We start from the raw sequence: 11905 nt of genomic DNA, 5'->3' as shown, positions 1-11905 counted from the left end.
ACGGTTTTGATTCTGAGTTAGCCAACTTGTTGCATTCCTGGTGTGCGGTCGGATCCGCCTTCAGCAACACGCATTCCTGGAGTGCGATCAGCTCCGCCTTCAGCAACACGCATCCCAGGGGTGCGATCCGAGCCGCCTTCGGCAACGCGCATTCCTGGAGTGCGATCAGAACCATCCTGAGCAACGAAGGGTCGCATTGCCTCTTTGCATTGTTGAGCTTCGTTCAGTGGCGGCCTGGCGGTCGTGCTTTCCAGCGCAAATACGCTCAGGCTAAGCGCTGTGAGGGTCGCGAAAGCGAAGATTTTTTTTGAGGTTTTCATGGCAATGACTCCGGTAATTTGAGTGTCTGGTACCGGTAGGTCAGGGCAACGTTTTTGCACTGAGTTCCGGTTGCAGGCGAGGTGTTCTCTCTGCCTGTGTCCAGACTACGGTGCCGCTGTTTTTTACGTTATTCGGTTCCTGTGAGCTTTTTGCACAATCCTGCACCGTGATACCGGAGCAACTAATTTTTTAGTTGTACATGTCTTCGTAGCAGCCAATTACCTGGTGCGCGATTCACATCATTTTGAGCTGTGACGTCGGAGAGCAGGCACGACTTGCCTAAAGCTCCCGCAGAGCAGGCCGTCAGTGTTACTTGACGGCCTGCGCTTGCATTTCTCTGACTGCAGGTGCTCCACCAATGCCACCTGGGTCAAAAGCGTTTCATTGCACTGGCACGTCAGCGCCTGCTGAACATCAACTGTATTGACTTGCCGAACCAGCAGACAGTTTGCGCTTCCTGGAATGGGTCAAACGGTAGGCAATTGCCAACCAGATGAACCACCCGGGCATGACCATTAAAGCGATACGGGTGTCAGGTCTGAGTGCCAGCAGGCAAAGAACAAAGCCCAGGAACGCCAGGGAGAACCAGGCCATCGGTACGCCGCCAGGCATCTTGTAGGTCGATTGCGCATGCAAGTCGGGACGGCTTTTGCGATAGGCAATGTACGATGCAAGGATGGTTGACCAGGTGAAAATCACCAGGATCGCCGACACGGTAGAGACGATCGTAAACGCGGTCATGACTTGCGGAACGATGAACAGCAACAGCACACCCACCAGCATCAACAGTGTGGTGAACGCCAGGCTCAGCAGCGGCACGCTATTGCCCGACAACCGTCGAAAAATCCCAGGCGCATTGTCGTGACTGGCCAGCCCGAACAGCATGCGGCTGGATGAAAACACGCCACTGTTGGCCGATGAGGCCGCAGACGTCAGCACCACAAAGTTGACGATACCTGCTGCCGCGGGAAACCCTGCAACCAGAAACAGTTCGACGAAGGGGCTCTTGTTGGGCGAAACCTGTTGCCAGGAAGTCACTGCAATGATGCAGGCCAGCGCCAGTACATAAAACAGGATGATTCTCAGCGGAATCGAGTTGATGGCTTTAGGCAGGGTCTTCTCGGGGGAACGGGTTTCGGCGGCGGCAGTGCCGATCAGCTCGGTGCCGGCAAATGAGAAGATTGCCATCTGGAAACCGGCGAAGAAACCTAACAGGCCGTTGGGGAAGGCTGCCTGTTTATCCAGCAGGTGGTTCAGGGATGCAGTGACGCCATTGGGTGAGACAAAGGAACTGGCAATCATCACCATGCTGACGCCGATCAGGGTGACGACAGCAATAATCTTGATGATCGCGAACCAGAACTCCACTTCACCGAAAAGCCTGACGGTCAGCACGTTCAAGGTGAACAGCGTCAGTAGCATGCCGATGGCCGGTATCCAGGCGGGTACATCGGGGAACCAGTACTGAAAGAATCCGCCGACCACGACGGCGTCGCCCACCACCGCGACGCTCCAGCTCAGCCAGTATGACCAGCCGAGGAAGAACGCCGCTCGCGGACCAAGGTAGGCACCGGCAAAGTCCGCGAAGCTTTTGAAGTTCAAGTTGGAGAGCAACAGTTCGCCCATGGCGCGCATGACGAAGTAAACGAACAGGCCGATGATCATGTAGATGAGGATGATCGACGTGCCGGAGAGGGCGATGATCTTCCCGGAGCCCATGAACAGGCCTGTCCCGATGGCGCCTCCCATGGCCATTAACTGAATGTGACGGTTGCTGAGGGTGCGCTGCAGCGCGGGCTGTTCAGGCAGCCCGGACGGAATCGATTTCATTACAAAACCTCTTGATTTTATGTTTTTGAGTTTTGGCAGAAAAGTGGGTGTCGAGGGTTCTTGTTTGGGATGCAACGGCTAGTGACGGTGCTGGTTTGCGGGTGGCAGGGTGGGCAGGGGGCGAGCCTCCGGGCTACTTGCACAGGGGCACCCCCTTTGGGTTATCAGCGGACTGTGCGCAGCCGCGAAGGTGCGATGGCCGGCGACTGATCGAGCAACTGGTAGAGATTTTTTATGTTGGACGGTGTCGGCACGAGGTGGATGCGCTCGCCGATGGCATGCTCGCGCGCCAGGTCGTGCACGTAGCGCAGTGACGAAAAGTCTTCCAGGGCAAAACCCACCGAATCGAAAACGGTGACCTGTGCGTCGCTCTCGCGCCCCGGTACTTCGCCCAGAACAATCCGGAAGAACTCGACGACGGGAAAGTCGGCCTCCAGTTGTTGAATATCGCCTTCAATCCGGGTCTGAGGTTCAAACTCAACGATGACCCGGGCATTGCGCAGGATGTCGGCGTGCAGTTCGGTTTTCCCCGGGCAGTCACCGCCGACGGCATTGATATGCATGCCGGGCTCGATCATCTCGGGCGTCAGGATCGTTGCGTAGGCTTTGTCTGCGGTGACGGTGGTGACGATATGCGCGCCCTTGACCGCTTCCTGCACCGAACTGGCCAGGATCACCTCGATATCCGGGAATGCGGACAGGTTGTGTTTCAACTTGAGCGAGGCGTCACGGTCGATATCGAATATGCGCAGTTCCTTGATGGACAGCATTTCATGGAAGGCGAGGGCCTGAAATTCGCTCTGGGCGCCATTGCCGATGATTGCCATGATGCTTGCATCCGGGCGCGCCAGGGACTTCGCGACCAGGGCAGAGGTAGCGGCGGTGCGCACTGCTGTGGTCAGCGTCAGTTCACTGAGCAAGGTTGGATAGCCACTGTGGACATCGGCCAGGACACCGAAGGCCATGACCGTGAGCAAGTTGCTTTGACCGTTGTCCGGGTGACCATTGACGTATTTGAACGAGTACTGTTGGCCATCATCGGTCGGCATCAACTCGATCACACCGTCGGCCGAGTGATTGGCGGTGCGCGGCGACTTGTCAAACTGCGCCCAGCGTGAATAGTCAGCTTCGATGTAGACGGCCATCTCGCGGATTGCCCGACGGATTCCCACGCTGGCGAACAAGCGTGCGGCATGATCGACGTCTATAAAAAGAGTCATGTTGTTATTCTCCGATTCAGTAATGGCAACGTTGTGGGGCAGGGGATGACTCAGGCGCGCTTGCTCTCGTAACCATGCAGCACGTTGACCGCATTGATGCCGATTTCATCGACCATGTAGCCGCCCTCCATCACGAACAGGGTCGGGCAGCCCACACCCGCTATCAGCTCGCCGATGCCGATGAAGTCTTCGCTTTCCAGCAGGAAGTGGCTGATGGGGTCGTCCTTGAACGTGTCGACGCCCAGTGAAATGACCAGCACTTCAGGGGCGAACTGCTGGAGCTTCCTGCAGGCGTGGAGCAGGGCGTTGCGGTAGCTTTCCCAGGTGGTGTTCTTCGGCAGCGGATAGTTCAGGTTGTAACCTTCGCCGTGCCCCGCGCCGACTTCGTGGCTGTAGCCCGAGTAGTACGGATAGGACACCGCAGGTTCGCCGTGCAGCGAGACAAACATGACGTCGCTGCGCCCGTAGAAAATGTTCTGCGTGCCGTTGCCGTGATGAAAATCGACGTCCAGTACCGCTACACGCCGGGCGCCCTGGGTAATGGCCTGCTGTGCGGCAATGGCGGCGTTGTTCAGATAGCAGTAGCCACCCATGTACTCACGCGCTGCGTGATGGCCGGGCGGGCGGCACAGGGCGAAAGCACTGTCGTGGCCTTCATCGATCAGCGCGAGGCCGGTGAGGGCGATATCGGCACTGGTTTTGACCGCTTGCCAGGTCGTGGCGGTAATGGGCGAACCGGCGTCCATGGCATAGAAACCGAGCTTGCCGTCGATGAAGGTCGGCACTTGTTCGCTGGCCAGATCCCGCACCGGCCATACCAGTGGCAGGGCATCATGAGTACGTCCGGTGGCACACCATTCTGTCCAGGCGCTTTCCAGAAAGCTGACGTAGCGCTCGCTGTGTGCGTTGACGTAACACGAGCGGTCAAACACACGCGGTTCGACGATCTGGCCAAGGCCGACCTGCTTGACTCGACTATGGACGGTGTCGGCTCGGCTGGGCTGTTCGAAGGACGGCTTGAGCACGCCATCTTTCAATTCGGTGCCGTGGTGCAGGCGGTGAGAATCACTGAAAACTGTAAACATTCTGCGCATCCGTTATTGTTAACCAGTGCAAATATTCTGTTCTGGCCGGGGTGCGATTTCTTTGCTTTGTTTTCTCGGTTCTGCAGATTATTCGGGCGTTTTTACTCAGGAATGGCGTAATGCAGAAAAAATCATCCAAACGCATCAGTCTCGACGAGACCGACCTGGCGATACTCACGTTGTTGCAGGAAGATGCGAGCATTTCCAACGCCGAGCTCAGCGAGCGCTTGTCGTTGAGCCTGACACCTTGCTGGCGACGGCGTAAAAGAATGGAGGAAGCGGGTGTCATCAAGGGCTATCAGGCCAACCTCGATCGACGCATGCTGGGACTGGACATCATGGCGTTCGTGCACATCCGTTTTTCCACCCACGCCGATCACGCTCCGGACGCCTTCGAAGCCGTGATCGCGCAACTGCCCGAAGTGCTGTCCTGTCACAAGATCACCGGTGATTCCGATTACGTGCTGCAAGTGCTGGCAGAGGATCTTGATAGCTACAGTGACTTTATCGAGCAGGTGCTGAGGCGTCAGGTGGGAATTGCGTCAATTCAGTCCAGCCTGGCTTTGCGCGAGGTCAAGACCAGTAGTCGAATTGCGATTCCCAAGTTGAGCAAGGATTGAGAGGACAGGGGCAGAACGACTATTCAGCGTTTGGGCAAAAATGGACCTCGCAATTCTACTGGTCCAATCCATGTGGCGACTGTGTATGGAAGGTGCCTGCGCACCTTCTTTCTTCTCCCTTATCTGGACCTCAAGACTTTCGGATTAGAGTTGCCCCAAATCGTGTACAAGTCGGCCAACAACGCGCCGTTGATGGCCTCAAGTTCTGTTTGGGTAATCTCTTCATCACCTTGCTTGCCGTACAGCACGACTTCGTCTCCCGCCTGCACGCCCTTGATGCCACTGACGTCAACCATCAGGGTGTTCATGGTGACCTTGCCGATCACCGGCGCGCGTTGGCCGCGGATCAGCACTGAAGCCTTGTTGGAGAATGCTCGTCGATACCCGTCGGAGTAGCCGGCCGGGATGTTGGCGATCAACGAGTCTTTGCTCAGGGTAAAGGTGCGGTCGTAGCTGATCGTACTGCCCGCCGGGTAGGCGTTGACCGCCGCGACCCGCGATTTGAACTGCATCACCCGTTGAAATTCATTATGCCCACCCACTGGGTAGCCATAGAGCGCAGCCCCTGGACGAACCATGTCCAGCCAGCCTTCCGGCACCTCAAGGGTGGTGAAGGTATTGGCGCAGTGCAGGGTGATCCGACTGCGGTCCAGTTTGGCGTGTTCGATCAGCCAGCCGGACTGCTCCTTGAATTTGGCGAGTCCTTGAAGCACATCTTCTCGTTCTTCGACCGGGAAGTGGGTCATGATTGCGACGATGTTCAGGTGATCCAGCCGGGTCAGATCCACCGCCTGTTGTTGCCCTTCAGCAGTGCTCATTTCAAGACCGTTACGGCTCATGCCGGCCGAATTCAGCGCCAGGTGAACCGGCAGCTTCACTCCTTTTCGGGTGGCCAGTTCATTGAGCTGACGTGCAACCTCCAGGTTGCCGACCAGTTCTTCGATGTTGTAGCGCAGTGCATTTTCGACTTCTTCAACAGTAGCGCTGCGCAAACGCATCAGGCGCCCCTTGAAGCCTTTTTCCCGTGCAACACGCGCCTCCTCATTACTCGCCACGCCGACACAGGTGATTCCCATCCGGATGGCGGAAGGGATCAGTAGACCAATGCCATTTCCATAAGCGTCGGCTTTCATCACGGCACACATCTGGCTTTTACCCGCCAGCCGTTGCTGAAGCCTGGTGATGTTTGCTTCGAAGGCGGCCTGATCAATCTCCAGCCAGGTATTGGCCTGACCAGATTGATTGTCGGCGCGAGGATGTTCAGGTGTTGGATCGAGTAAAGGGGCGGCATTGACCACCGGCATCATTGCCGTCAAGGCCAGGGCGAGCGTCAGCGTGCTGAGCATGAAACGTGGCATATCGAGTCTTCCATAGTGGATGAGGAAAGGCCCCGTGCTGGCGTGAAGCTGACATCAGCCAGGTCCATCAGGCATGGGGCGAACAGCCATGGAATTCTTATGCAAAGGCCTCGTTTGTTTATGTGGAACCGGGCGGCTTGCGCAGCGGATGACGCTGTAGAAGAGGCTGAAACGACCGAGGGATTGTTCAGGGTTGCGCCTGGCAGCCTAAGGGGCCGCCAGGTGAATGCTTTGAAGCGTCGTACTGTATTAAGCCCGTAGCCTTACATCGTTAGTTGCTGAAGGCTGTAGCAGCGAAAACAGGTTCTTCGGATCCTGCAACTCTGGTACCAGCTGAATATCGCTGCCAATGTTGAGCGTTTTTGCAACATCCAGCACATAGCGCAAGGCGGAGTAATCCTCGATGGCGAAGCCGACCGAGTCGAACAAGGTGACTTGCTCGGCATGCTGGCGACCCGGGGTCTGACCAGTGACAACTTTCCAGAACTCGATAACCGGAGAGTCGGCGGGCATCTGCTGAATTTCTCCTTCAATTCGGCTTTGCGGTTCGTACTCAACCATGACTCGCGCACGTTCCACGATGTCCCTGTGCAGTTCAGTCTTGCCGGGGCAATCGCCGCCCACGGCGTTGAGGTGCATCCCGGGCTCGATCATCTCTGGCGTTAAAATGGTTGCGTAGGCCTTGTCGGCCGTGACCGTGGTGACGATGTCGGCACCACGCACCGCTTGCGCGACGGTTTTGGCAACGGTCACCTGTATGGCAGGGTAGGCCCGCAGGTTGGCGACCAGTTTCGCTGTCGCCGCTGGATCGATGTCGTAGAGACTGATTTCAGTAATGCCGAGCAATGTATGGAATGCCAGGGCCTGGAATTCGCTCTGTGAGCCGTTGCCGATCAGCGCCATTCGGCGACTGTCCGGTCGGGCGAGGTAGCGGGCCGCTAGCGCAGAGGTGGCAGCGGTGCGAATGGCGGTCGTCAGCGTCATTTCACTCAGTAACACAGGCTTGCCGGTATCAACGTCTCCCAGTGCCCCGAACGCCATGACCGTCAGCATGCCGTTGTGGGTGTTCTTCGGATGTCCATTGACATACTTGAAGGCATAGAGCGCCGCATCAGACACGGGCATCAGCTCGATGACGCCCTCGGGTGAATGGTTCGCCAGGCGCGCGCATTTTTCGAAATCCGGCCAGCGTACGTAGTCTTGACGGATGTATTCGGCCATTTCGATCAGGCATTTGGGTAAGCCTTTTTCCCGGACGAGGAGGCTCAGATCATTTACGTCAATGTAACGGGTCATATGGGGTTCCTTTGCGCGTCTTTTAGTGTGCCGGTCCGGACGACCTGTCGCGTTCGCGATGAGGTGGTCCGTTTGGTTGCAACGCACTTATTGTCGAGGCAATGGCGAGAAGATTTCGGCCAATACCGACCCTGGATACAGCCAGAGAAGTCGAAAAACAGAGCGTGCACAGCGGAATCGGCCAGGCACCCGCTACTGCTCATCCTTATGCGGATCAGTCAGCCTCAACGGCAATCGCATTGGTTGTAGCGCGCCCATCAAGCGGAGAAACAGCCACTTGCAGCAGACGACAGAATCGGCTGTGAAACCCCTTCGTTCAGCACAGGCACGCTGTTTGAACAGGGGGTTACGACACCAGCACACTCCCGGCAATTGGCATTCTGGCGGTCCGTTTCAAGCACTTGTCGTTCGCCGCTTGAGATGGCGTGCAACTGCGACGACTGGCTGCTTGCAGTCGATAACAACAACAAAAACGGCTGCGGTGAAGACCGCAAAGACTCTCTGCCCCTGTCAAAAAGTGTGGTCCGACGCAGGCGCCGGATCGCGATAAATCCAAATAATCCGGGACTCAAGAACATGAACATCAAATGGCTGACTTTGCCGGCACTCGCGTTGCTGTGCTGCACCACGGGCGCCAGTGCCAAGGAATGGAAGGAGCTGCGATTTGGCGTCAACCCAAGCTACCCACCCTTTGAATCCACCACGGCCGATGGCGGTGTACAGGGTTTTGGCGTGGATCTGGGCAATGCAATCTGTGCCGAGCTGAAGCTCACCTGCGTGTGGGTCAGCAATGATTTCGACGGGCTGATTCCGGGGCTCAAGGCCGGCAAGTTCGATGCCATCGAATCTTCGATGACCGTGACCGACGCGCGCAGAAAACAGATCGACTTTACCGATCGCCTGTACGCCGGACCGACCGCCATCGTTACCCGCAAGGATTCCGGTCTGCTGCCGACCGCGGAGTCGCTGCGCGGCAAAACCATCGGTTACATGCAGGGCACGATTCAGGAAACCTACGCCAAGGCCAAACTGGCGCCGGGCGGGGTGAAACTGCGGGCCTATCAGAATCAGGATCAGGTCTATGCCGACCTGGTATTTGGCCGTCTCGATGCGTCGATCCAGGACAAGCTGCAAGCGCAGATGAGTTTCCTGACCTCGCCACAAGGGGCGGACTTCCAAAACAGTGAAGGCATCAGCGACCCGTTGGTGCCGTCGGAAATCGCCATTGGTGTGCGCAAGGACAACGAAGAGCTCAAGGGCATGCTCAATGCCGCCATCAAGGCCCTGCACGACAAGGGCATCTACGCGCAGATCCAGCAGAAACACTTCGGTGACCTGGACCTCTACAACAACTGATCCCTGCGCCCCGGTCGCTGTGTTGCAGCGACCGGGGCGCCTCAAGACAGGTGACTGGCGTGAACTCCTTCCTGAATCTGATCGGGGTCGATCTTTCGGCCCTGCAAGGCTATGGCCCTTTGTTGCTGCACGGCACCTGGGTCACCCTCAAACTGTCGGCGCTCGCACTTGTGGTGAGCATGGCGCTGGGACTGCTCGGCGCGGCGGCCAAGCTGTCGCCGCTGAAGCTGTTGAATCTGCCGGCGACTTTTTACACGACACTGATCCGTGGCGTGCCCGACCTGGTGTTGATGCTGCTGATCTTCTACAGCCTGCAAGGCTGGCTCAGCGCCCTGACCGAGGCCATGGGCTGGCCCTACATGGAAATCGATCCATTCGTGGCCGGCATCATCACCCTGGGTTTTATCTACGGTGCGTATTTCACCGAGACCTTTCGCGGGGCGATTCTCAGTGTGCCGCGCGGCCAGCAGGAAGCCGCCGCGTGCTTTGGCCTGAGCCGTTGGCAGCGTTTTCGTTTCGTGGTGTTCCCGCAAATGATGCGTTTCGCCTTGCCGAGCCTTGGCAACAACTGGCTGGTGCTGCTCAAGGCCACGGCGCTGGTGTCGATCATCGGTTTGTCGGACCTGGTCAAAGTCGCGCAGGAGGCCGGCAAAAGCACCTTCAACATGCTTGATTTCCTGCTGTTGGCCGCCGCGCTTTACCTGCTGATCACCAGCGCTTCGAACTATGTCTTGCGCGTGCTGGAACGGCGCTACAACCAGGGTGTACGGGGGATGGCGCGATGATCGAGTTGATTGCCGAATACTGGAAACCCTTTCTGTTCAGCGACGGCGAAACCCTCACCGGGTTGGCCATGACCCTGTGGCTGCTGGTGGCGAGCATTGCCATGGGCTTTTTCCTGTCGTTGCCCCTGGCGATCTTGCGCGTCTCGCGCTGGGGCGTCTTGCGTTGGCCGGTTCAGCTGTTTACCTACATTTTTCGCGGCACGCCGTTGTATATCCAGTTGTTGATTTGCTACAGCGGCATCTACGGCATTGCCGTGGTTCGTTCACAGCCATTGCTGGAAGCGTTTTTTCGCGATGCGATGAATTGCACCTTGCTGGCGTTCACCCTCAACACCTGCGCCTACACCGTGGAAATTTTCGCCGGAGCGATCCGCAGCATTCCCTACGGTGAAATCGAAGCGGCGCAGGCCTATGGTCTCAGTGGCTGGCGCCTGTATCTGCAACTGATCCTGCCTTCGGCGCTGCGCCGCGCGCTGCCGTACTACAGCAATGAAGTGATCCTGATGTTGCACGCGACTTCGGTGGCGTTCACCGCAACGATCCCGGACATCCTGAAAATCGCCCGGGACGCCAACGCCGCGACATTCATGACCTTTCAGGCTTTTGGTATCGCCGGCCTGCTGTACCTCGTGCTGTCGTTCGGGCTGGTCGGCGCGTTCCGCCTGGCGGAGAAGCGCTGGCTGAGCTTCCTCGGTCCGGCGCACTGACTTCCATTCTTTATCCAGAGCGGCGCCGACAGGTGTGCCGCTGCAGGAGTATTCGCATGTACAAACTCACCGTTGAAAATCTGTATAAACGTTTTGGTGACAACGAAGTACTCAAGGGCGTCTCGTTGAACGCGAGGGCAGGGGACGTGGTGAGCATGATCGGCGCCAGCGGTTCGGGAAAAAGCACCATGCTGCGCTGCATCAACTTTCTGGAACGGGCGGACGAAGGCGCCATTGCCCTGGATGGCGAGCGAGTCCTCACCCGCCAGGGTGTCGGTGGCATGCGTGTCGCCAACCCCAAGCAGTTGCAGCGTTTGCGCACGCGACTGGCGATGGTGTTCCAGCATTTCAACCTGTGGAGTCACCTGACCGTGCTGGAGAACATCGTGCTGGCGCCGTGTCGCGTCCTGGGCATGAGTCGCAAGGCCGCGGAGGAGAGCGCTCGGGCGTATCTGGACAAAGTCGGCTTGCCGCAACGGGTGGCCGATCAGTACCCGGCGTTTCTGTCGGGCGGGCAGCAACAACGGGTGGCGATCGCCCGGGCCCTGGCGGTGGAACCGGAAATCCTGTTGTTCGACGAGCCCACTTCAGCGCTCGATCCGGAACTGGTGGGTGAAGTGCTGAAGGTGATTCAGGCGCTGGCCGAAGAGGGCCGGACCATGTTGATGGTGACCCACGAAATGGGCTTTGCCCGGCAGGTATCGAGCCAGGTGTTGTTCTTGCATCAGGGGCGGGTCGAGGAGCAGGGTGATGCTACGATACTCGACCGGCCGAAAAGTGAACGTTTGCAGCAATTTCTATCGGGTCGTTTGAAGTGAGGCAAGGCGTACATGGCGGATATCCGCGATCTGTCGATCGTGCTTGATCGTATCGATCAGGCAATCATTGAAGTGTTGCGCCACGAAGGGCGCATCACCTATCAAAAGCTGTCCGAGCGCGTGCACCTGACCCCCAGGCCGTGTCTGGAACGAGTGCGCAAGCTGGAACAGCTTGGGGTCATTCGCGGCTATGGTGCGATTCTCGATGAGAAGAAACTGACGCCGGGCTTGTCATTGCTGGTGCTGGTGGCGTTGTCGAACCAGAGCGGACGCGCGGCGCAAAAGGCCTTCGAAGCCAAAGTCCGCGCCTGCCCGCAGGTGCTGGAATGTCGCCTGATCAGCGGCGCGTTCGACTACAGCCTGCGCATGCGCTGCCGTGACATGGAGCATTACCGGGTGTTGACCGAAGTCTGGTTCGACGACCCGGATTTGCACATCGATAAACTGGTCAGCCACCCAGAGCTGGCGATGGTCAAGACCACCATGGAATAAGATCAAAAGATCGCAGC

The 11905-nt window shown here is 57.7% G+C and carries 12 protein-coding genes; 6 read left to right on the top strand and 6 right to left on the bottom strand.

Annotated elements, in window-relative coordinates; genetic code table 11:
- Positions 1 to 17: 17 nt before the first annotated feature.
- From PMI26_RS31410 to PMI26_RS15145, 4 genes are all read right to left on the bottom strand, one after another.
- Positions 18 to 320, bottom strand: coding sequence for a hypothetical protein (locus PMI26_RS31410; protein ID WP_081500972.1), 303 nt, complete (start codon positions 318 to 320; stop codon positions 18 to 20).
- 415 nt (positions 321 to 735) lie between these two features.
- Positions 736 to 2151, bottom strand: coding sequence for an amino acid permease (locus PMI26_RS15135; RefSeq protein WP_007974749.1), 1416 nt, complete (start codon positions 2149 to 2151; stop codon positions 736 to 738).
- 164 nt (positions 2152 to 2315) lie between these two features.
- A complete protein-coding gene (locus PMI26_RS15140; RefSeq protein WP_007974747.1) occupies positions 2316 to 3371 on the bottom strand; it encodes an ornithine cyclodeaminase in 1056 nt (351 codons plus the stop codon).
- A 50-nt stretch (positions 3372 to 3421) separates the two neighbouring features.
- Positions 3422 to 4456 (bottom strand): histone deacetylase family protein, encoded by a 1035-nt coding sequence (locus PMI26_RS15145; protein WP_007974744.1) that lies wholly within the window; start codon positions 4454 to 4456, stop codon positions 3422 to 3424.
- 119 nt (positions 4457 to 4575) lie between these two features.
- Here PMI26_RS15145 and PMI26_RS15150 point away from each other — a divergent pair, with 119 nt between their 5' ends.
- The gene (locus PMI26_RS15150) at positions 4576 to 5076 is read left to right on the top strand and encodes an Lrp/AsnC family transcriptional regulator (protein WP_007974741.1); all 501 of its coding nucleotides are present in this window, start codon (positions 4576 to 4578) and stop codon (positions 5074 to 5076) included.
- Between the two features lie 119 nt (positions 5077 to 5195).
- On the opposite strand, the gene alr is transcribed toward PMI26_RS15150, so the two are convergent.
- The gene (gene alr / locus PMI26_RS15155; RefSeq protein ID WP_007974739.1) at positions 5196 to 6434 is read right to left on the bottom strand and encodes an alanine racemase; all 1239 of its coding nucleotides are present in this window, start codon (positions 6432 to 6434) and stop codon (positions 5196 to 5198) included.
- A 249-nt stretch (positions 6435 to 6683) separates the two neighbouring features.
- Positions 6684 to 7730 carry an ornithine cyclodeaminase gene (locus tag PMI26_RS15160; protein ID WP_007974737.1) on the bottom strand — a complete coding sequence of 349 codons (1047 nt, stop codon included), beginning with the start codon at positions 7728 to 7730 and terminating at the stop codon, positions 6684 to 6686.
- A gap of 576 nt (positions 7731 to 8306) precedes the next feature.
- On the opposite strand from PMI26_RS15160, the gene PMI26_RS15165 reads away from it, so the two are divergent.
- Genes PMI26_RS15165 through PMI26_RS15185 form a run of 5 tightly spaced genes read left to right on the top strand, consistent with a single transcriptional unit; the run spans position 8307 to position 11888 of the window.
- Positions 8307 to 9086 (top strand): transporter substrate-binding domain-containing protein, encoded by a 780-nt coding sequence (locus PMI26_RS15165; RefSeq protein ID WP_033047868.1) that lies wholly within the window; start codon positions 8307 to 8309, stop codon positions 9084 to 9086.
- A gap of 59 nt (positions 9087 to 9145) precedes the next feature.
- Positions 9146 to 9871, top strand: a complete 726-nt coding sequence (locus tag PMI26_RS15170) for an ABC transporter permease (protein ID WP_007974734.1) — start codon at positions 9146 to 9148, stop codon at positions 9869 to 9871.
- Positions 9868 to 10578, top strand: coding sequence for an ABC transporter permease (locus tag PMI26_RS15175; protein WP_007974733.1), 711 nt, complete (start codon positions 9868 to 9870; stop codon positions 10576 to 10578). The genes PMI26_RS15170 and PMI26_RS15175 overlap by 4 nt, the downstream gene beginning before the upstream one ends.
- A 56-nt stretch (positions 10579 to 10634) precedes the next feature.
- Positions 10635 to 11396, top strand: coding sequence for an ABC transporter ATP-binding protein (locus PMI26_RS15180; protein ID WP_007974732.1), 762 nt, complete (start codon positions 10635 to 10637; stop codon positions 11394 to 11396).
- A 12-nt stretch (positions 11397 to 11408) separates the two neighbouring features.
- The gene (locus PMI26_RS15185; RefSeq protein WP_007974731.1) at positions 11409 to 11888 is read left to right on the top strand and encodes an Lrp/AsnC family transcriptional regulator; all 480 of its coding nucleotides are present in this window, start codon (positions 11409 to 11411) and stop codon (positions 11886 to 11888) included.
- The last annotated feature ends 17 nt before the right edge of the window (positions 11889 to 11905 follow it).

Source organism: Pseudomonas sp. GM33 (assembly GCF_000282295.1).
Taxonomy (GTDB): domain Bacteria; phylum Pseudomonadota; class Gammaproteobacteria; order Pseudomonadales; family Pseudomonadaceae; genus Aquipseudomonas; species Aquipseudomonas laurylsulfatiphila.
This window is presented reverse-complemented; position numbering and strand designations above follow the sequence as displayed.

Coding starts and splice junctions, on each gene's coding strand:
- PMI26_RS31410 (WP_081500972.1), bottom strand. CDS start 320: ATGAAAACCTCAAAAAAAATCTTCGCTTTCGCGACCCTCACAGCGCTT.
- PMI26_RS15135 (WP_007974749.1), bottom strand. CDS start 2,151: ATGAAATCGATTCCGTCCGGGCTGCCTGAACAGCCCGCGCTGCAGCGC.
- PMI26_RS15140 (WP_007974747.1), bottom strand. CDS start 3,371: ATGACTCTTTTTATAGACGTCGATCATGCCGCACGCTTGTTCGCCAGC.
- PMI26_RS15145 (WP_007974744.1), bottom strand. CDS start 4,456: ATGTTTACAGTTTTCAGTGATTCTCACCGCCTGCACCACGGCACCGAA.
- PMI26_RS15150 (WP_007974741.1), top strand. CDS start 4,576: ATGCAGAAAAAATCATCCAAACGCATCAGTCTCGACGAGACCGACCTG.
- alr (WP_007974739.1), bottom strand. CDS start 6,434: ATGCCACGTTTCATGCTCAGCACGCTGACGCTCGCCCTGGCCTTGACG.
- PMI26_RS15160 (WP_007974737.1), bottom strand. CDS start 7,730: ATGACCCGTTACATTGACGTAAATGATCTGAGCCTCCTCGTCCGGGAA.
- PMI26_RS15165 (WP_033047868.1), top strand. CDS start 8,307: ATGAACATCAAATGGCTGACTTTGCCGGCACTCGCGTTGCTGTGCTGC.
- PMI26_RS15175 (WP_007974733.1), top strand. CDS start 9,868: ATGATCGAGTTGATTGCCGAATACTGGAAACCCTTTCTGTTCAGCGAC.
- PMI26_RS15180 (WP_007974732.1), top strand. CDS start 10,635: ATGTACAAACTCACCGTTGAAAATCTGTATAAACGTTTTGGTGACAAC.
- PMI26_RS15185 (WP_007974731.1), top strand. CDS start 11,409: ATGGCGGATATCCGCGATCTGTCGATCGTGCTTGATCGTATCGATCAG.